Source organism: Vreelandella arcis, from assembly GCF_900103865.1.
Lineage (GTDB): Bacteria > Pseudomonadota > Gammaproteobacteria > Pseudomonadales > Halomonadaceae > Vreelandella > Vreelandella arcis.
The window spans coordinates 1-19,874 of sequence record NZ_FNII01000025.1; the positions used below are offsets into that span (position 1 = coordinate 1).

A 19,874-nucleotide genomic window follows, 5' to 3' on the forward strand; every position below is an offset into this window, starting at 1 on the left:
CTCGACAGGCAGCAGCCTTTCTGGGCCTCGTGCCGATACTGAAAGAGTCAGGTACATCGGTGAAGCTGCGATCCCATCTTTCCAAGGCAGGGGCGCCCAGTATCCGCCGGAAACTTTATATGGCCGCCGTCGTATCGACCCGCTGTAATCCTGACGTCAGCGAGCAATTTGCACGACTCAAAGCCCGTGGCAAGCCAACGTTGTCGGCGCTGGGGGCGGCTATGCGCAAATTGGTACATATCGCTTTCGGGGTGTTGAAGTCACAAAGCGAATATCGGCCGCAAGGGACATAAAGCCCCTTGCAGTTGGTATCGAGAGACGGTATCTACTCATTTCAGCCATGGAGACCAATAGCTGTGTCGTTTCATCACGTCCGGTGGCGACGATGTTGTGACGCAGATCTCCCTCCGCCACGCGCTGGGCGACCTCAACGGCTCGCCGCAAGGGCAGCACAATACTACGCGTAATGGCAACTGCCAGCACCGCCGCTATTAATAATGCCACTCCCGCGAAGATACATAGCTGCCAAAGAACCATACGATATTCAGACTCCATCGCCTCATTGGCAGCATTTACTCCCGAATCAGCCACAACGCTAATTTCATCAGCCAGTTCCTCAAGCCGATAGATACTTTCTTTGTGCTCACCGAAGGCACGGTTTGCTTGGGAAGTTTCGGTAATACTGCCCCTCTCGATTTGACGATAGACCTCCAGGAAACCCTCTTCGTAACCATCTAGAGCGCTTTGTGCCTGTTGGTACAGCGCATAGAGGCTATCTTTATCCGCAATTTGGCTTCCCATTTGAAAGGCGGACTCAATTTCGTTGACTGTCGCCACCCAGCGTTGTTGGTAGTCAACCACACGATCGCGACTGGCGATATTGATAAAGGTATCCTTTTCAAAACGCCGCGCCAGCAATGCCAGGCGCTGAATTTCCACAGCGTTACTTGCTAGCGCTACATCCATGTCCAAGGTTTTTTGGGCCGTATCTCTAGTAGCCGTAATACCCACCAGCCCTGCTATTAAAGTGCCCAAAAGAAATAGCGAGACCAAGCCAAAAGCTAATGCTAGACGCGTGCCGATCTTGAACCGTGAAAGCATAGAAACTTCCTAATGAGTAAGTAAGAGCCATGGCTATCGGCATCCAGAATATAAACTTTAGCTCTAACCTTATATTAACTTTCACTAAGGAACCTCTGATTACACCGACTAGCTCAAGGTACTTTTATTTTTATCTATGAATTCACAGCGGGCTTTCATCAAGCCTGCCGATGTTGCATGAAGAAGCGCAGCATTTCCTTTGTCGCATCGGGGCCTTTGGGGTCGGTGTAGCTTCCCTTCGCATTGCCTCCCGACCAGGCGTGCCCCGCTCCGTTTACTCGCCATTGCTCCAAGCGTGGCTCGCCGGCTGCATCGTGATGCGTGGTTCGCGTATAAGAATATCCATTGGCCACCTGCCCCTGCTCCACCGTGACGCTGGCATCCTCCGCGCTGGGCGTTGCTGCGCCGCCCGCTTGGCGCAAGGCAGTGTACTGAGCAGCAACGCGATCTGCATTACTGGGGTGCACGGTGGTGTCGCGATCACCATGAAAGATAATCGCCGGCACTTCTGACGCCCATGTAGTTCGTTGCGCCGCGCCCCCAAGGGGCCCGGTGCCGCCCTGCATCGCGCCCAACGCATCAGGGAGACTCTTAGCGACGCCATGGGGCAACCCAGAGTGCACGCCCACTGCCACAAAGAGATCCGGATAGGTCATCGCCAAGGTGGTTGCCATGGCCGCGCCTGCCGAAAGCCCTGCGACATAGACCTGAGAAGCATCGAGCCCATGCGTATCGATCACCTGGCGGGTCATGCCCGCAATAATCGCCGGCTCACCGCCCTCGCGCTGCTGGTCTTCGGCCTTGAACCAATTCCAGCACTTTGAAGTGTTAGCGGTCGTCGGCTGGGCCGGATAAAGCACGCAAAATTGCTGCTCTTCGGCCAGCCGGTTCATGTCGGTTCCAGCAGCGAAGTCATCAGGGTTCTGCGTGCAGCCATGCAGCATGACCACCAGCGGGATTGGCTGCCCGTGATAGCCACGAGGGAGATACAGCTTGTAATCGCGAGTGCCGACCGGGTTGCTAAAGCGACCGGCAGTAAAGGCGCCGGGCCGTGGCTCCTCGGTGGTACCACACGCTTGCTCAGGCTGCTTTACAGCGCCACGAAACTTAAGCCATTTATCACGTAATGCCGCAGGCAGTTCGATATCGCCGATCGAAAATGCCCCAGGGGACGACTGGCGTGCTTGGTCAAACGCCGAAGATGACGACGCGGATTCATCTCTCGCCTTTCTACCAGTTCTCCGGCTTGATGCTGATTCAGAAGACGCCGTGACGTCTTCGTCGACGACCCGGCAAGTGCCCTCAAAGGTGTTGCCTTCCCAGGAAGGTTGTGTCGACGTTTCCTCATCCTTCGTTTCAGGCACGGCGCCTTGGATGAGGGCCATAGCCTCTTGCAGCTTTCCGGCGCGCGTGAGTCGCGTCGCTTCTTCCATTCGCTTCGACATGGTGGCATCAAGCATAGTCAATGTACCTATTCAGTAGTGTGGGAGTCAGTGGATTCGATCCGCCAGGGCGGCCTTGACCGCCGCGCTGGCATTTAGAGCGCCCAGCACCACCACCGACTCGATGGTGGCGCGGGCAAGCTCCGGTGATACGTCATCGGCAATGCTGGCCATACCCAGGACTTGAATCTGCAACATCTCGCCCGCCGACTGCAGGGCTTCCAGGTCTACGCGACGATAATGTTCAAGCCCCAGCACGAACGCCTTGCGGGTCACGGTCTCTTTGACGACATCAGCATGGGTCGCCAACTGGTTACGGATGGCCGTACGAATCAGATCGGTTCGATTGGAGTAAAACCCTTCCTGAACCAGCAGATCGATCTGCCCCAGATCCACGACGCCAAGATTGATGGTGATCTTCTCGCTAGAGTCGCCGCCCTTGCGGCGCAGTTCATGCACGCTCATGTGTAATGCCCCGTTGCCCTAATGGCAGAATATCTTACTGCTCATCTAAAACATCCCAATGGATTCCATAAACCATCTATATGGATGTTATCGTAATCCTATTCAAGTAACATCACAAGCGAAAGTGCACTACCAACAGCCCAACCGATGACCAACTGCTCACTGTCGTCGAACTGACTTATTTGTTGTTTAAGGTATCCTTATGACATTCATGTGGCTCGGAGGTTACCTTGCACATCGCTGATGTAACCATGTTTCACGCCCCCGCCAGTGGTGGCGTACGTACCTATTTGCAGGCCAAGCATCGCGTCTTTTCACACTACCCTGACTTGCGTACCAGCCTGCTGGTGCCGGGAGCGGAACGAGACAGTCTAGGTGACCTACATACTTTACCGGCATTGCACTTACCCTTAGGGCAAGGCTATCGCTTTCCATTGCGCGCCGCCCCGTGGCGTGATGCACTACTCAGGCTCCACCCGGATATCATTGAAGCAGGCGACCCCTATGTGACCGCCTGGGCGGCGCTTGAGGCAGGGCAAAGGCTTGGCGTTCCGGTAGTTGGCTTTTATCACTCGGATTTGCCACGCCTGATGGGTGATCGCTTTGGGGGTTACGTTCGTCAGCGTTTGATTCGTTACGTCACAAAGCTATATCGCCAGTTCGATAGCGTGTTGGCACCCTGTCAGGCAATGGCTAATCGGCTACAGGACTGGGGGGTTGATAACGTTCGCGTACAGCCATTAGGCGTCGATTTAAATCTATTTAACCCTCAGCAGCGTGATCCCGCCTTCCGCCAAGCAATGGGATTGCCCAGCGATAAAAAGCTGCTGATCTTTGTCGGGCGCAACTCCCGCGAGAAAAATATCGATGTGCTGCTTTCAACAATTCGCCAGCTAGGCAGCGATTATCATTTGTTGTTGATGGGGCCAGGCATGCCGCATCAGGTACCCACGAATGTCACCGTGGTCGACCGCTGCTGTGGCGCGCATGAAGTCGCCACAGCCTTAGCCAGTAGCGATGCCTTGCTGCATGCGGGCACACGGGAAACCTTTGGGTTGATCGCCCAGGAGGCCATGGCCTGTGGTACGCCGGTGATTGGTGCCAGGGCCGGTGCGCTTGCCGAGAATGTACCGCTTGGCGCCGGTATTTTATGCTGTCCCCTCGACCCATCGGCCATGGCCGAAGCCTGTACGGCATTATTCAGCAACGACGTCGCAGCCAGTGGCCATTATGCGCGACGTTATGTGGAGCGCCATTTCAACTGGGATAGCGTGATGCACGCCTTACTGGCTCACTATGGCACCTTACGCGATGACAGCTTGCCCTATGCGCTCCCTCAGCATCGCTAAGCCCAAAAGCTGGCTGCGTTGGCGGCCGCTGCACGGTGCGATGATTGCGCTGGCATTGGGATTGCCATTGCTGCTAACCGCATGGATCGGCGGCAGTGATGCCTGGCAGCGCGTCAGACAGTTCCCGCTTGGCGTACTAATGCTCATGTTAGCGCTCGCGTTTGTGTGTTGGAATTTGAACGCCGCACGGCTGCGTTTGATGTTAGGGGGCCGGGCAGGAACGCTTGGCCAGCGAGGTGCATTGGGCATTGAGTTGGCGTCTAAATTTGCTCTGTGCGCCACGCCTGGCGGCAGCGGGGGACCTGCCACGCTGCTGTTGCTATTGGCACAGCGCGGTTTTCCACCGTCCAAAGGCAGCGCTGTCTTCCTGATTGACCAGGGCTGCGACATGCTGTTCTTTCTTAGCATGCTCGGCGGGCTGGTACTGTTTTCGCTGATCAACGAGGTCAACTGGCCGCATCAGGCGCTGGTGCAATCGGCACTGGCTGGCTTGGCACTGATCGCTTTGCTGGTTTGCCTGCTGGTCTATCACCTGCCCCGCTTATTGCGGGTTCGCCGCTTCAGGCTTAATTGGCTAAGCCGCAACCGTCGTCGACGGCTTGCCCGTGGCTTCCTGGGTTTTCGCCAAGCGTTAAAGGTAACGCTGTCGCTTCCGCGCACCACTCTGCTTGCGATGCTCATGCTGACCACCTTGCACTGGTTGATGCGTTACAGCCTGCTGTATTTGGCCGTGCTCGGCGTAGGCGGCGATGTCGATTGGGTATGGACGTTCTTGACCCAAATGCTAGCCATGGCCGCCAGCCAGTTAAGCTTTTTGCCTGGCGGTGCCGGCGCCGCTGAGGTCGGGGTGGGTTCTTTGCTGCTGCCGTTAATGGCCGCTGAACAAGCCGCCGCTGCCGTGCTGATATGGCGGCTGGTCAGCTACCATCTCTATTTAGCCGCCGGAGCGCCATTTTTCTTGCGCTATGGGGTTCGGTTGTTTAAACGCAATTCCTAGGGTCGCCCAACTGCGTAAAAAAAAAGAGCACCCCGAAGGATGCTCTTTACGCTACAGAAGCGGTTTAGCAGGTAACGCTTACCAGCCGGTCACTTCTTTCAGTGCATCACCGATTTCGGCGAGCGAACGCACGGTTTTGACACCGGCGCCTTCAAGCGCGGAGAACTTATCGTCAGCCGTGCCTTTACCGCCAGAGATGATCGCGCCCGCGTGGCCCATACGCTTGCCAGGAGGTGCGGTTACACCGGCAATGTAGGATACCACCGGCTTAGAAACGTTGGCTTTGATGTACGCCGCTGCTTCTTCTTCGGCGGTGCCACCGATTTCACCGATCATCACGATCGCTTCGGTTTTCGGGTCTTTCTCGAACATCTCAAGGATGTCGATGAAATTGGAACCCGGGATCGGGTCGCCGCCGATGCCAACACAGGTGGACTGACCGAAACCGTGATCAGTCGTCTGCTTAACGGCTTCATAGGTCAAAGTACCAGAACGCGATACGATACCTACGCGGCCCGGCTGGTGAATGTGACCCGGCATGATGCCGATTTTACATTCGCCTGGGGTGATAACACCTGGGCAGTTCGGGCCGATCAGGCGGACGCCTAGCTCGTCGCACTTCACTTTAGCTTGAAGCATATCGAGAGTGGCGATACCTTCGGTAATGCACACGATCAGCTTGATACCCGCGTTAGCGGCTTCAAGGATCGAGTCTTTACAGAACGGTGCCGGTACGTAGATCACGCTGGCTTCGGCGCCGGTTTTCTCGACCGCTTCTTTAACGGTGTTGAAAACGGGCAAACCGAGGTGCTCTTGGCCGCCTTTACCCGGCGTCACACCACCGACCATTTGCGTACCGTAGGCAATCGCCTGCTCGGAGTGGAACGTACCCTGGCCACCGGTAAACCCTTGGCAGATGACCTTGGTGTTCTTGTCGATCAGGATGCTCATTACTTGCCCTCCGCCGCTTTAACGACCTGCTGAGCCGCGTCGGTCAGACTGGTAGCCGCGATGATGTTCAGACCGCTAGACGCGAGTTTTTCCGTGCCTAGCTCGGCGTTGTTCCCTTCCAGACGTACGACAACCGGTACGTTAACACCGACTTGCTCAACGGCACCGATGATACCTTCCGCAATCATGTCGCAACGTACAATACCGCCGAAGATGTTAACCAATACGGCTTTGACGTTATCGTCAGACAGAATGATCTTGAACGCTTCTGCAACGCGTTCTTTGGTAGCACCGCCGCCAACGTCGAGGAAGTTAGCCGGCTTGCCGCCATTCAGGTTGACGATATCCATGGTGCCCATGGCCAAACCTGCGCCGTTCACCATGCAGCCGATGTTGCCATCAAGCGCTACATAGTTAAGCTCCCACTTGGCCGCATCCGCTTCGCGCTCGTCTTCTTGAGACGGGTCACGCATGGCCTGGAGATCCGGGTGGCGGTACAGTGCGTTGCTGTCCAGCCCCAGTTTGGCGTCGAGGCAGTGTAGGTTGCCTTCGTCGGTCACGACCAGCGGGTTAATTTCGAGCAGCGCCAAGTCTTTTTCGTGGAACAGCTTGGACAGACCCAAGAAAATTTTGGTGAACTGCTTAATCTGGTCGCCTGAAAGGCCTAATTTAAATGCCAGCTCACGCGCTTGGTACGGCTGTGCGCCGACTAGCGGGTCGATCTCGGCTTTGAGAATCTTTTCAGGCGTTTCTTCTGCCACTTTCTCGATTTCAACACCGCCTTCGGTAGAGGCCATAAAGACCACACGGCGGGTAGTACGGTCGACAACCGCACCCAGATAAAGCTCATCGGCGATATCGGTGCAGGTCTCAACCAGAATCTTGGAGACCGGCTGACCGTGTTCATCGGTCTGGAAAGTCACCAGGTTTTTACCCAGCCACTGCTCGGCGAAGGCTTTGGCATCGGCAGGATCTTTAATCAGCTTAACGCCGCCTGCTTTACCACGACCACCGGCGTGCACCTGGGCTTTTACCACCCACATGTCGCCGCCGATCTTTTTGCATGCTTCTGCTGCTTCTTCGGGAGTGTCCACTGCAAAACTTTTGGACACTGGCAGACCATAATCAGCAAACAGCTGTTTGCCTTGATACTCGTGAAGGTTCATCGATTCATGCCATTGGTTGCATGTGACTCGAATGATGATCAGCCCGTAAGGCGCTGATCATCCCCGTGCTTTCGTGCCTTTAGCTAGTGCCAAGGCCGAAAGTGTTGCGCCACCTGTCGGTGGCGCTTCGTTGTTACTGGCTGGATTACTTACGTTTCTTGCGGTTCGCCATATGAATCGCATGGCCCTCTACCGCAAGCGCCGCTTCATGCACCGCTTCCGACATGGTCGGGTGCGCGTAGCAGGTCAGCGCTAGGTCTTCGGCGCTAGAGCCGAATTCCATAGCAATCACGCCTTGGGCGATCATCTCACCGGCGTGCTGCCCTACAATGTGCATGCCTAGAATACGGTCGGTTTCAGCATCAGCAATCACTTTGGCGCTGCCCTCGGTGGCGTTATTCGCCATCGCTCGACCGCTTGCCGCAAACGGGAAGCTACCGGTTTTAACGTCAATGCCTTTAGCTTTGGCTTCTTCCTCGGTCATACCCACCCATGCGACCTCTGGGAAGGTGTAGATGACGTTGGGAATGGCGTCGTAGTTCATCTCAGCTTTATGACCGGCGATGATATCCGCCACCATAATGCCTTCTTCAGAGGCTTTGTGGGCCAGCATCGGGCCGCGAACACAATCGCCAATGGCGTAAACGCCCGGCACGTTGGTGCGGCACTGATCGTCAACGAAGATAAAGCCGCGCTCGTCGAGTTCAACGCTAACACCATCGTCAATCACACCCTTGGTATAAGGACGACGACCCACACAAACAATCAGCTTGTCGAAGGTCATTTCCTGCTCGCCGTTGGCGTCGGTGTACTTAACGACAACTTCTTCGCCTTTAACGTCAGACCCGGTAACGCGTGCACCCAGCTTGATGTCCAGACCCTGCTTTTTAAGCAGTTTGTGTGTTTCTTTGCCGATGGCGCCGTCAACCATGGGCAGGAAGGAGTCCATGGCTTCGAGTACAGTTACTTCGGAGCCAAGGCGGTTCCATACACTGCCCAACTCCAAACCGATAATCCCGGCACCAATCACGCCAAGGCGTTTCGGCGTTTCTTGGAACTCAAGGGCACCGGTAGAATCGACAACCAGGCCATCCACCAGGGGTGTCGGCGGAATTTCCACCGGCACAGAACCTGCCGCGATGACGATATTATCGGCGTCGTACGTAGTTGCATTGCCGTCAGCATCGGTCACTTCGACTTGCTTACTCGAAACGACTTTACCGGTACCTTCAATAGCCGTAACACCGTTGGCCTTGAATAGCCCCGAGATGCCGCCGGTCAAGTTCTTAACGATCTTGTCCTTGCGAGCCATCATCTTTTTGACGTCCATGGTAACGTCGTTGGCTTCAATACCCAGATCGCCGAAATCGTGCTTCGCTTCAACGAACTTATGCGACGCTTCAAGCAATGCTTTTGACGGGATACAGCCAACGTTCAAGCAAGTGCCACCGTGGACAACATTGCCTTCTTTACCAATCCATTTTTCAACACATGCCGCTTTCAGGCCCATCTGTGCAGCACGGATGGCGGCAACATAACCGCCAGGACCGGCACCGATAACGATCACATCAAACTTGTCAGCCATGTTGGCTCCTTTAGCTTGGGTGCCTTCTCCCTTATGGGGTAGAAGGCAGAGTGCGATTGAACGTGAGTGCGTGGTAGGTCGTGATGACCCTTACACGTCCAGCAACAGGCGTGCGGGATCTTCCAGCAGCTCTTTCATTGTCACTAGGAATTGCACCGCGTCTTTGCCGTCGATCATACGGTGGTCGTATGACACCGCCAGGTACATCATGGGGCGAATCTCGACCTTCCCGTTGACCGCCATGGGGCGCTCCTGGATTTTATGCATGCCCAGAATAGCCGTTTGCGGCGGGTTAATGATCGGGGTCGACATTAGCGAGCCGAAAATACCACCATTGGTGATCGTAAAGGTACCGCCCTGCATTTCATCGATACCCAGCTTACCGTCGCGCGCACGCTTGCCGAAATCGACAATCGTCTTCTCAACGTCGGCAATTTTCATGCTATCGGTATCGCGCAGCACCGGTACCACCAGGCCGCGCGGAGTGGAGACCGCAACACCGATATCTTGGTAGCCGTGGTACACAATGTCAGTACCGTCAATGGAGGCGTTGACGTCCGGGAAGCGCTTGAGCGCCTCTGAAGCCGCCTTGACGAAGAAACCCATAAAGCCGAGCTTGGTATCGTGGGCTTTCAGGAAAGTCTCTTTGTACTGTGCGCGAAGCTCCATGACGGCGGTCATGTCCACTTCATTATACGTGGTCAGCATCGCGGCGGTTTGCTGCGCCTGAACCAACCGCTTGGCGATGGTTTGACGCAGACGGCTCATGGGCACACGCTTCTCGATGCGCTCACCCTCGGCAGCCGGTGCAGCGGCTGCTTTCGCCGGTGCAGCTGATTTCGCTGCTTTCTTGGCGGAACCGTCTTTGACCGCTTTCTGAACATCTTCTTTCAAGATGCGGCCACCTTTGCCAGTGCCCTCAATCTTGGCAACGTCCAGGTCGTGCTCAGCGACCATTTTGCGCGCGGCCGGGGCAAGGATCTTATCGCCAACTTTCTCATCAGCGCTGTCGTCGCTGCTGCTCTCAGCCTTGGCCTGCTTGGCGTCATCAGCGCTGCTGTCGCCACCGCTCTCGCCGCCAGCGCCTTCGGTAAAGGTCGCCAGAATAGCTTCTGACTCGACTTGGCTACCCTCTTCGGCCTTGATTTCGGCCAGGGCGCCGTCAGCGGGTGCGACCACTTCCAGCACGACTTTATCGGTTTCGATGTCGGCCAGCACTTCATCGCGCTTGACCGCTTCGCCAACCTTTTTGTGCCATGTCGCCACCGTGCCTTCCTGAATCGACTCAGGGAAGCTGGGGGCTTTTACATCGTGCTGCTTGCCGCCACCGCTAGCTTTTTTCTCTTCTTTCTTATCGTCGGATTTCTCTACGGACTTCTCAGCGCTGTTATCGCCAGAAGATTTCTCTTCTTTTTTGCTGCCAGACGCGCTGGCCTCGCCGATTTTGCCTAGTACCTGCTCTGACTCGACGGTATCGCCTTCTTCGGCCATCACGTCGGTCAGGGTACCCGCTTCCGGTGCGACGACTTCAAGCACCACTTTGTCGGTCTCAATTTCAACAATTAGCTCGTCACGCTCAACGCTATCACCCGGCTTTTTATGCCATGCGGCAACAGAGCCTTCGGCAACGGATTCCGGAAAGGTTGGCGCTTTGATCTCGGTAGCCATGTCGTTTCCCTTTTGTGTTCTCTAAATCCGGTGGGCGCTTATAAATTAAACGCGTCTTCCACCAGCTGGCGCTGCTGTTCAGTATGGACGGACATATAGCCCGCTGCCGGTGCGGCAGAGGCAGGGCGTCCGGCGAATTTCAACTCACGTCCAAGGCCATCTTTCAGCATATCGGCCACGGTGCGCATATGATGCTGACTGGAATACCATGCGCCTTGGTTCAACGGCTCTTCCTGGCACCAGACGATATCTTCCAACTGGGTGTATGCCTGAAGGGCTTCGAGAAGCTCTTCTTTGGGGAAGGGGTACAGCTGTTCAAGGCGCAGGATGGCCGTGTCGTGACGCTCGTTTTCAGCTCGCCAAGCGGCTAGATCATAGTAGACCTTGCCAGCACAGAGGATTGCGCGCGTTACCTTCTCAGCCGCTAGATCAGACTGATCCGACAACACCATGTGGAACTTGCCATGGGCGAGGTCTTCAAGGCTTGAAACCGCTTCTTTATGACGCAGCAGCGATTTAGGCGACATGATCACCAATGGCTTGCGCAGCGGACGAATCACCTGACGGCGCAGCAAATGGTAAATCTGTGCGGGGGTGGTCGGCACACATACCTGCATGTTGTGTTCAGCACACATCTGCAAGAAGCGCTCAAGTCGCGCGGATGAGTGCTCCGGGCCCTGGCCTTCGTAGCCGTGGGGCAGCAGCATGGTTAAGCCACACAAACGACCCCACTTGGTTTCACCGGAGGAAATGAACTGATCCACAACCACCTGCGCGCCGTTGAAGAAGTCGCCGAACTGGGCTTCCCAAACCACCAAGCCGCTAGGGGCTGTCGTGGAATAGCCGTACTCAAACGCCAACACCGCCTCTTCAGACAGAATGGAGTCGTGAATGGTGAAGCGAGGCTGGCCGTCGGACATGTTCTGCAGCGGCACATAGGTCGAGCCGTCTTTCTGGTTATGTACTACCGCATGGCGGTGGGAGAAAGTGCCACGCCCCACATCCTGACCGGTAATGCGAATCGGGTGGCCTTGATCAAGCAGTGTGGCGTAAGCGAGCGTTTCCGCGAAGCCCCAGTTAAGCCCCATGCCACCGGCCTGCATTTTGCGGCGATCTTCATAGATCTTGGCCACTTGTCGCTGTACGTCGATCCCGTCAGGCACCTCACACATTTTCGCCGCCAGTTGCTGCAGACGCTTCATGTCGAAGGTGGTATCGGCATTGCCTGTCCATTCGTGGCCCAGGTAAGGCGTCCAATCAACAAACAGCGATGTATTCGGCTCTTGCACCAACGCGTTGGCGACGTGGTTCCCGGCCACCAGATCGTCGCGGTAGGTTTCGATCATCGCCTTGGCATCTTCTTCAGAGAGGACACCTTGATCTACCAGGCGCTTGGCATACAGCGAGCGCGAGGAAGGATGATCTTTGATCTTCGAGTACATCATCGGCTGGGTGCCGGATGGTTCATCGGCTTCGTTATGCCCCCGGCGGCGGTAACACACCAGGTCAATCACCACGTCCTTCTTGAATTCCTGGCGGTAATCGAGCGCCACTTGGGTCGCGTGAAGCACAGCGTCCGCATCGTCGCCGTTAACGTGGAAGATCGGCGCCTGCACCATCTTGGCGATGTCCGTGCAGTATTCGGTCGAACGCGCATCCAGCGGGTGCGAGGTGGTAAAGCCCACTTGGTTGTTAATCACAATGTGGACCGTGCCACCGGTTTTATAGGCGCGGGTTTGAGACATCTGGAACGTCTCCATCACCACACCCTGACCGGCGAATGCCGCATCGCCGTGGACGTTAATCGGCAGCACTTTGCTGCCCTCTTCGTCGTTACGACGATCCTGACGCGCCCGCACCGACCCTTCAACAACGGGCGCGACAATCTCCAGGTGAGACGGGTTGAACGACATCGCCAAGTGTACTTCACCGCCGGGCGACATCACGTTAGAACTGAAGCCCTGGTGATATTTGACGTCGCCCGAACCGCGTTCGATGACTTTTTTGCCGTCGAACTCATCGATCAAGTCTGTCGGATTTTTACCCAGGATATTGACCAGCAGGTTGAGACGCCCACGGTGGGCCATACCAATAACGACTTCCTTAGTGCCATACCCCCCGGCTCGCTGGATCAACTCATCCATCATGGGGACAAAGGCTTCGCCGCCTTCTAAGCCAAAGCGCTTGGTACCCGGGTATTTTGAGGCCAGGTAGTTTTCTAGCCCTTCAGCCGCTGTTAAGCGCTCAAGCACATGCTTGCGTACGCCATCGCTAAACTCAGGCGCACTGCGCACCGACTCGAAACGACGCTGAAGCCAGCGCTTCTCCTCGGTATCGACGATGTGCATGATCTCGCAGCCGATGGAGCGGCAATAGGTGCGTTCCAGTGCATCGACGATGACACGCAGCGGTGCTTTATCGATACCTAAAAAGAACGAACCGGTTTGAAATTCGCTGTCCAGGTCAGCTTTGGAAAGCTGATGGAAGGAAAGGTCGAGATCGGGGACGGGGGTGGGATTACGCAGCCCAAGTGGGTCGATATTGGCCTTTTGATGGCCACGAAAGCGGTAAGCGTTGATCAGCTGCAGGACTTTCACCTGCTTTTTGTTTTCGCCACTTTCAGCAGCGGCGGCTACCCGAGGGCGATTCTCACGACCCAACTGATAGAACTGATCACGAATAGGGCTTAGTGGAACATCGTGAGTGGCACTGCCCTCGGGACGCGGCAACTGGTCAAAATAACTGCGCCATTCGTCAGGGACAGATTCAGAATCATCGAGGTACTGCTCGTAAAGCGCTTCCACGTAGTGGGCATTACCACCACTAACGTGTGAGGAACGCCACATCAACTCCATTATGCCTTGTTGCATCTCTCGGTCACCCTGCACTGATGGGGTGGTATCGGTATCGTCGCGTGCACGCGGCGACATCGCTATTGCCCTGCCGGCGGGGCGGGACATTTGCCGGCGGCACCGACCTGCGGCCGGAAACCCTTTTACTTCAACTTCTTATCAGTTCATGCTCAAAAGCCGGTACGCGCGGCACCGGCTTTTAAACTTGACTGGTCATACGGTGCGGCGCAACGCCGCACTGCACGACAGGCACTATCATAACAAGCGAAGCGCCACGATTTAAGTGCCATTGTTGCGCAACTTAAGTGGTATTCGCTTTTATGCATAGAAATCCCTTATTTTTTAAGTGGCATCCGCCAACAACATTTCACGGATTTTACCAATCGCCCGTGTGGGGTTGAGGCCTTTCGGGCATACCGCCACACAGTTCATGATGCCGCGGCAGCGGAACACCGAGAATGGATCTTCCAGGTTGCTTAAGCGCTCGCTAGTAGCCGTATCACGTGAATCAGCCAGGAACCGGTAGGACTGCAGCAAACCCGCTGGGCCGACGAACTTCTCTGGATTCCACCAGAACGATGGGCAAGACGTCGAGCAACATGCGCACAAGATACACTCGTACAGGCCGTCCAGCTTATCGCGCTCTTCCGGCGACTGTAGGCGCTCGATGGCAGGCTCGGGCGTGTCGTTCTGCAGGTACGGCTGAATGCGCTCGTACTGCTTATAGAACAGCCCCATATCGACGACCATATCGCGAATAACCGGCAGGCCAGGCAGCGGACGCAGCGTCAGCTTGTTGTTCTTCACAACGTCTGACAGCGGCGTAATACATGCCAAGCCATTTTTACCGTTCATGTTCATGCCGTCGGATCCGCAAACCCCTTCGCGGCAGCTACGTCGAAACGCCAACCCGCTGTCTTCTTCTTTCATCATATGAAGAACATCCAGCACCATTACATCGCGGCCTTTGGTATCGACCTGAAACTCCTGCATATAAGGTGCGGAGTCGGTTTCCGGATTGTAACGGTATATGGATACCTGAAGATTGGACATTGTGACTCCCTCTCGTTGCAGAGATTAGTAGGTACGAACCTTAGGCTCGAACGTATCCATGGTTTTCGGCTTGAAGTTGACGTCGCGTTGCTTCAGCTCTTTAGTGGCCGGGAAGTACAGCGAGTGCTTCAACCAATTGACGTCATCACGGTCTGGGTAGTCGTAGCGCGAATGGGCACCACGGCTTTCTTTACGCTCAAGGGCCGCGATCGCCGTCGCTTCGGCCACTTCCATCAGGTTATCCAACTCAAGCGCTTCAACACGTGCGGTGTTAAAAGCGTTAGACTTATCCGGCAGGTGCGCATCGGCAATGCGACCGCGCAGCTCGGCCAACTTCTTAACACCGTCCTGCATGTTTTTCTCTTCGCGGAACACCCCGAAAGACGTCTGCATAATGTCTTGCAGCTCAGCTTTCAGCGCCGGAATGCTCTCACCGCCTTCAGAGTCGTTCCAGCGGGTAATACGCTTCATCGCTGACTCAATATCCGACTCAGAGGCATCCAGATACTCGATACCTTCGTTCAGCGCGCTTTCGATAAACATACCGGCGGCACGGCCGAAGACAACCAGGTCAAGCAGCGAGTTACCACCCAAGCGGTTAGCCCCGTGAACCGATACACATGCCGCTTCACCACAGGCAAATAAGCCGTTCACAATCTGGTCATTGCCGCCCTCGTCCTGCATGATCGCCTGACCATGCACGTTGGTCGGAATACCGCCCATCATGTAGTGGCAGGTCGGTACAACCGGGATAGGATCTTTGGCAGGATCAATGTGAGCAAACGTCTTGGAAAGCTCAACGATACCCGGCAAGCGCTTGCCAAGTACTTCTTCACCCAGGTGGTCAAGCTTCAAGAAGACGTGGTCGCCCTTCTCGCCGCAGCCGCGACCTTCCAAGATTTCCATGACCATCGAACGCGCGACCACATCGCGGCCTGCCAAGTCTTTGGCATTCGGCGCGTAACGCTCCATGAAGCGCTCGCCGTCTTTATTGATCAGGTAACCGCCTTCACCACGACAACCTTCGGTGACCAGTGTCCCCGCACCGTAGATACCGGTGGGGTGGAACTGCCACATTTCCATATCCTGCATCGGGAAGCCGGCGCGTAGCGCCATGCCGATACCGTCGCCCGTGTTGATCAAGGCGTTGGTTGTTGATGCGTAAATTCGCCCTGCACCGCCGGTGGCCAGCACCGTGGCTTTCGATTTAACGTGGACCACTTCACCGGTTTCGATACACATGGCGATACAGCCAACCACGTCGCCCTCGGCGTTCTTGACCAAATCAACCGCATACCACTCATTAAGGAAGGTGGTGTTGTTCTTCAGGTTGTTCTGGTACAGCGTGTGGAGCAGTGCGTGGCCCGTACGATCCGCCGCCGCACAGGTACGCGCCGCCTGGCCGCCTTCGCCAAAATTCTTGGACTGACCACCAAACGGACGTTGATAAATACGACCGTTATCTAAACGCGAGAACGGTAGGCCCATGTGCTCAAGCTCAAATACCGCCTTCGGGCCTTCCGAGCACATGTATTCTGCCGCGTCCTGGTCAGCAATATAGTCGCCGCCTTTGACGGTGTCGTACATGTGCCAGCGCCAGTCATCATTCGGGTCATCAGAGGCGATCGCACAGGTAATACCGCCCTGAGCAGACACGGTGTGAGAGCGTGTTGGGAACACTTTTGACAACACGGCTGTCTTTTTACCGGATTTCGCCAGCTCTAAAGCGGCGCGCAGGCCAGAGCCCCCACCACCGATGATAATGGCGTCAAAGGTCAGGCTACGTAGGTTAGACATGTATCAAGCTCCCCACAGAATTTGAATGCCCCACACCAGATAGACGAAAATGGCCAGAATGATGAGGGTCTGGGCACCAACGCGCAGGCGGGTAGACTTTAGGTAGTCGGTAGTCACGGTCCAAAGGCCAATCCAGGCGTGCGCCGCCACAGAAATAAAGGCCAACAGAGAAAAGATCCGCATCCAGGTTTGGTCGAACAGCGCAGTCCAAGCATAGTAATCCAGGTCGGGATTAAATAGCAGGTAGGCCACAATAAATACCGTGTAAACAGCCAGCACCACGGCAGACACACGCTGCATTAGCCAATCGGAAAGACCGCTACGGCCAAAACTTGTGATGTTAGTTACCATACCCAGACTCCTGCCAAAATGATCAGAATGGCGCTAACCACCACGGTAATTTGCGCTTTTTTCACACCGCCCTCGAGGGTAACGCCCACGTTGGCATCCATCAGCAAGTGTTTAATACCTGCGACGAAATGAAACGCCAGGGCCGACAACAGCCCCCAAGCCACAAATTTGGCGAAGAAGTTATTGGCCAAGGCACTGCTGACGGCGTCAAAGCCTGCCGGAGACGACAGCGATTCACCTAATGCCCAAAAAGCAAAAATGAGGCCAACAAACAAAATAACGCCTGTAATGCGGTGTGCAATCGACGTTAATGCCGGAAGGGGAAAATGTATCGTCGTTAGGTCTAAATTTACGGGTCGTTTACTATTCACGGCTTTATACACACTCTTTTGGCCCACTCTGCGACAGGTCGGGCAAAGCCCGAGCGGGCAGTGGTTATTGGAAGGGGCTCGGCCGCTGCCAAGTCTGGCACGACCACCTACCTGCCGGTCGCGCGACGAAGATTATAAGAAGCTTAGGCCTCGCTGACAAACCGAACTAAGGTTTTACTCGACCATTGTGCAAGAAAAATACTCATTACGTGAGTCGATTTTGCAACGCAGCATCGTTATAGTGTCGTAGATTGGTATCTTCGTAAGCAGGTTAACGGATTATCCAGATGACCGCATTGTTACTTTCATACTTACGTCACACATGATTCGACAAGCATAGACAACAGACAACAAAGGAAATAACTACTGTACAAGCATACCTAGCGGTAGGGCTAATTGACAAAATGACGCACGCTTCTATAGTGGGCTGGCCTTTTCGCCGGCGCGGTATGCGCAACACCGACTTTACGTCCCAACCGAACTCGAAAGGAGGCCAGCATGGCTGACAGGAAAGCAACATTAACGGTAGACGGTCTAGACAAGCCGATCGAACTACCGATGTACTCCGGCTCACTTGGCCCAGACGTCATCGACGTACGCGGACTAGGTGCTGAAGGCCTGTTCACCTACGACCCCGGCTTTATGGCCACCTCTTCCTGCCAGTCAGCCATTACCTATATCGATGGTGGCAAGGGCGTATTGCTGCATCGCGGCTACCCCATCGGCCAACTGGCGAAAGAGTCAAACTTCGTTGAAATGAGCTACACCCTGCTCTTTGGTGACCTACCTACTAAAGAGCAATATGACGATTTTGAATCGCGCATTCGTAACCACACCATGGTTCACGATCAGATCAATAACTTCTTCAAGGGTTTCCGCCGTGATGCGCACCCAATGTCGATTTTATGTGGCGTCGTTGGCGGGTTAGCCGCTTTCTACCATGACCACATGGACATCACCAAAGAAGAAGACCGCGTCATCAGCGCCGTCCGTTTGATCGCTAAAATGCCGACAATCGCTGCGATGTCGTACAAGTACAACATCGGTCAGCCATTTAACTACCCGCGCAATGAACTGAGCTATGCTGAGAACTTTCTCTACATGATGTTCAGCAATCCGTGTGAAGAGTACAAAATCAATCCGGTATACGCCAAAGCGATGGATCGCATCTTTATGCTGCATGCGGATCATGAGCAGAACGCGTCTACTTCTACGGTTCGCCTGGCAGGCTCAACCGGGGCCAACCCGTTCGCCTGTATTAGTGCCGGCATTGCCGCGCTATGGGGTCCGGCGCACGGCGGTGCCAACGAAGCCGTCCTGGCCATGCTCGACGAAATCGGTGAAGATTCCGAAGAAAACATCCAGCGCTTCGTTGATAAAGCCAAAGACAAAGACGACCCATTCAAGCTAATGGGCTTTGGTCACCGCGTTTACCGTAACTTTGACCCGCGCGCCAAGGTAATGAAAGAGACCTGCGACGAAGTACTCGCAGAGCTCGGCATGGCCGATGACCCGCAGCTCAAAATCGCTAAGCGCCTTGAGCAGATTGCCCTCGAAGACGAATATTTCATCGAGCGTAAGCTGTACCCGAACGTCGATTTCTATTCAGGCATCATTTTGAAAGCCATGGGTATCCCGACTAATATGTTCACCGTGATTTTCGCGGTATCGCGTACTATTGGCTGGATTTCTCACTGGCACGAAATGCTCAGCGAGAGCTACAAAATTGGTCGCCCGCGCCAGCTGTATATTGGCCACGACCAGCGCGACTACCCTACTAAGTAAGTCGCGTTTACGCACGGTGAAACGAGCCTCAAAAGGCCGCCTCAGGGCGGCCTTTTGCGTTTTCCGAAGCGCCCACGACACTCCTTCCAACACCACCGAAGGGGCCAACTTGATATTGCTATGCGTTGGCAATGACGACGAGGCCCGAGAGATCACCACGGCGAGAACGGCGTATTGCGCGCCATGGGCAACGGCAGTTTTTTGGTGGATCACACCACTGCATCCAGGCCTTGCGTTAGAGCTCGAAGCTGTTTGCCATCAGCAAGGCGTCGCTCTCTGGTGAATCAATTTTACGCTGATGTGCAACGCCTGGGCGGCGGTCGCTGGGACTCCTCATCGCCGCTAAAACGTCTGCGAAATGCGCAATAGATGCTTGACTTTTCATCCCTCTTTTTAGCCCTTAGGGTTTTCCACACTATCTGTGGATAACCCTGTTCACAACCACTAGAAAACGTCCCACAATCGCCATGATTAGTGGGGAAGACTTAAATTGGTCATTTTTTAACCTAGCGTAAGTCATTGTTTTAAAACAACTTAGCTCAGCGCAATGGTTTACGGACAAAAAATCAGAGGGTTGTGCACAACCTGTCGGCCAAAAGCGCAAAAGTGGACAAGTCAAGTATAAAATACGCTAAATAAGCGTATTTCCGGCACAAATTTTAGGTAGAAAAACAGGGAAATGTAACCAACGTAAAGCACATAGGATGAGCTTGTAACGTAAAGATAAGGAAGGGTCATGCAGATAGTTGATGGCGTCCCATAGGGGGTTCGAACCCCTGTTACCGCCGTGAAAGGGCGGTGTCCTGGACCACTAGACGAATGGGACGTATTGCATATGCTTCGCGGTATGACGAGGTCAAAATTGGTGGAGCCTAGCGGGATCGAACCGCTGACCTCAACACTGCCAGTGTTGCGCTCTCCCAGCTGAGCTAAGGCCCCAC

16 protein-coding genes and 2 tRNA genes are annotated in these 19,874 nt (G+C 55.0%); 4 read left to right on the forward strand and 14 right to left on the reverse strand.

Annotated elements, in window-relative coordinates:
- Positions 1 to 293: transposase (locus tag BLR97_RS18700; protein WP_139172990.1), on the forward strand; the 293-nt coding region annotated here is incomplete at its 5' end.
- On the opposite strand, the gene BLR97_RS18705 is transcribed toward BLR97_RS18700, so the two are convergent.
- From BLR97_RS18705 to BLR97_RS18715, 3 genes are all read right to left on the reverse strand, one after another.
- The gene (locus BLR97_RS18705) at positions 220 to 1,101 is read right to left on the reverse strand and encodes a HAMP domain-containing protein (RefSeq protein ID WP_244511410.1); all 882 of its coding nucleotides are present in this window, start codon (positions 1,099 to 1,101) and stop codon (positions 220 to 222) included. The two genes, BLR97_RS18700 and BLR97_RS18705, sit on opposite strands and share 74 nt — an antisense overlap.
- A gap of 158 nt (positions 1,102 to 1,259) precedes the next feature.
- Complete coding sequence (locus BLR97_RS18710; RefSeq protein ID WP_089708323.1) at positions 1,260 to 2,561, reverse strand: extracellular catalytic domain type 1 short-chain-length polyhydroxyalkanoate depolymerase; 1,302 nt, start codon at positions 2,559 to 2,561, stop codon at positions 1,260 to 1,262.
- Positions 2,562 to 2,591: 30 nt separating this feature from the next.
- Complete coding sequence (locus BLR97_RS18715) at positions 2,592 to 3,008, reverse strand: CopG family transcriptional regulator (RefSeq protein ID WP_089708325.1); 417 nt, start codon at positions 3,006 to 3,008, stop codon at positions 2,592 to 2,594.
- A 230-nt stretch (positions 3,009 to 3,238) separates the two neighbouring features.
- On the opposite strand from BLR97_RS18715, the gene BLR97_RS18720 reads away from it, so the two are divergent.
- Together BLR97_RS18720 and BLR97_RS18725 are read left to right on the forward strand one after the other, a co-directional pair.
- On the forward strand, positions 3,239 to 4,357 hold the full coding sequence (locus BLR97_RS18720) for an N-acetylglucosaminyl phosphatidylglycerol synthase (protein WP_089708327.1): 1,119 nt from the start codon (positions 3,239 to 3,241) through the stop codon (positions 4,355 to 4,357).
- A complete protein-coding gene (locus BLR97_RS18725; RefSeq protein WP_244511412.1) occupies positions 4,320 to 5,354 on the forward strand; it encodes a glucosaminyl phosphatidylglycerol flippase in 1,035 nt (344 codons plus the stop codon). Before BLR97_RS18720 ends, BLR97_RS18725 begins: the two co-directional genes overlap by 38 nt.
- A 78-nt stretch (positions 5,355 to 5,432) precedes the next feature.
- Here BLR97_RS18725 and sucD read toward each other — a convergent pair whose 3' ends face one another.
- The 9 genes from sucD to sdhC all read right to left on the reverse strand — a co-directional run bounded on the left by sucD (position 5,433) and on the right by sdhC (position 17,175).
- Positions 5,433 to 6,305 carry a succinate--CoA ligase subunit alpha gene (gene sucD / locus BLR97_RS18730; RefSeq protein WP_089708331.1) on the reverse strand — a complete coding sequence of 291 codons (873 nt, stop codon included), beginning with the start codon at positions 6,303 to 6,305 and terminating at the stop codon, positions 5,433 to 5,435.
- Positions 6,305 to 7,471 (reverse strand): ADP-forming succinate--CoA ligase subunit beta, encoded by a 1,167-nt coding sequence (gene sucC, locus BLR97_RS18735; protein ID WP_089708333.1) that lies wholly within the window; start codon positions 7,469 to 7,471, stop codon positions 6,305 to 6,307. The genes sucD and sucC overlap by 1 nt, the downstream gene beginning before the upstream one ends.
- 145 nt (positions 7,472 to 7,616) lie before the next feature.
- Entirely contained in the window at positions 7,617 to 9,056 is a 1,440-nt protein-coding gene (gene lpdA, locus BLR97_RS18740) for a dihydrolipoyl dehydrogenase (protein ID WP_089708335.1), read from the reverse strand.
- A 90-nt stretch (positions 9,057 to 9,146) separates the two neighbouring features.
- Positions 9,147 to 10,724, reverse strand: coding sequence for a 2-oxoglutarate dehydrogenase complex dihydrolipoyllysine-residue succinyltransferase (gene odhB / locus BLR97_RS18745; protein WP_089708337.1), 1,578 nt, complete (start codon positions 10,722 to 10,724; stop codon positions 9,147 to 9,149).
- Between the two features lie 38 nt (positions 10,725 to 10,762).
- The gene (locus BLR97_RS18750) at positions 10,763 to 13,594 is read right to left on the reverse strand and encodes a 2-oxoglutarate dehydrogenase E1 component (RefSeq protein WP_089708363.1); all 2,832 of its coding nucleotides are present in this window, start codon (positions 13,592 to 13,594) and stop codon (positions 10,763 to 10,765) included.
- Between the two features lie 324 nt (positions 13,595 to 13,918).
- A complete protein-coding gene (locus BLR97_RS18755) occupies positions 13,919 to 14,629 on the reverse strand; it encodes a succinate dehydrogenase iron-sulfur subunit (RefSeq protein ID WP_089708340.1) in 711 nt (236 codons plus the stop codon).
- Positions 14,630 to 14,653: 24 nt separating this feature from the next.
- The gene (gene sdhA, locus BLR97_RS18760; protein WP_089708342.1) at positions 14,654 to 16,426 is read right to left on the reverse strand and encodes a succinate dehydrogenase flavoprotein subunit; all 1,773 of its coding nucleotides are present in this window, start codon (positions 16,424 to 16,426) and stop codon (positions 14,654 to 14,656) included.
- 3 nt (positions 16,427 to 16,429) lie between these two features.
- Positions 16,430 to 16,777 carry a succinate dehydrogenase, hydrophobic membrane anchor protein gene (gene sdhD, locus BLR97_RS18765; RefSeq protein WP_089708343.1) on the reverse strand — a complete coding sequence of 116 codons (348 nt, stop codon included), beginning with the start codon at positions 16,775 to 16,777 and terminating at the stop codon, positions 16,430 to 16,432.
- The gene (gene sdhC / locus BLR97_RS18770) at positions 16,771 to 17,175 is read right to left on the reverse strand and encodes a succinate dehydrogenase, cytochrome b556 subunit (RefSeq protein ID WP_479694211.1); all 405 of its coding nucleotides are present in this window, start codon (positions 17,173 to 17,175) and stop codon (positions 16,771 to 16,773) included. Before sdhC ends, sdhD begins: the two co-directional genes overlap by 7 nt.
- Positions 17,176 to 17,646: 471 nt before the next feature.
- Here sdhC and gltA point away from each other — a divergent pair, with 471 nt between their 5' ends.
- Positions 17,647 to 18,933: a citrate synthase gene (gene gltA, locus BLR97_RS18775; protein ID WP_089708347.1), complete on the forward strand. Its 1,287-nt coding sequence runs from the start codon at positions 17,647 to 17,649 to the stop codon at positions 18,931 to 18,933.
- A 750-nt stretch (positions 18,934 to 19,683) separates the two neighbouring features.
- On the opposite strand, the gene BLR97_RS18780 is transcribed toward gltA, so the two are convergent.
- Both BLR97_RS18780 and BLR97_RS18785 read right to left on the reverse strand, forming a co-directional pair.
- Positions 19,684 to 19,759: transfer RNA gene (locus tag BLR97_RS18780), tRNA-Glu, on the reverse strand.
- 37 nt (positions 19,760 to 19,796) lie between these two features.
- Positions 19,797 to 19,872, reverse strand: a tRNA-Ala gene (locus BLR97_RS18785).
- Between the last annotated feature and the right edge of the window lie 2 nt (positions 19,873 to 19,874).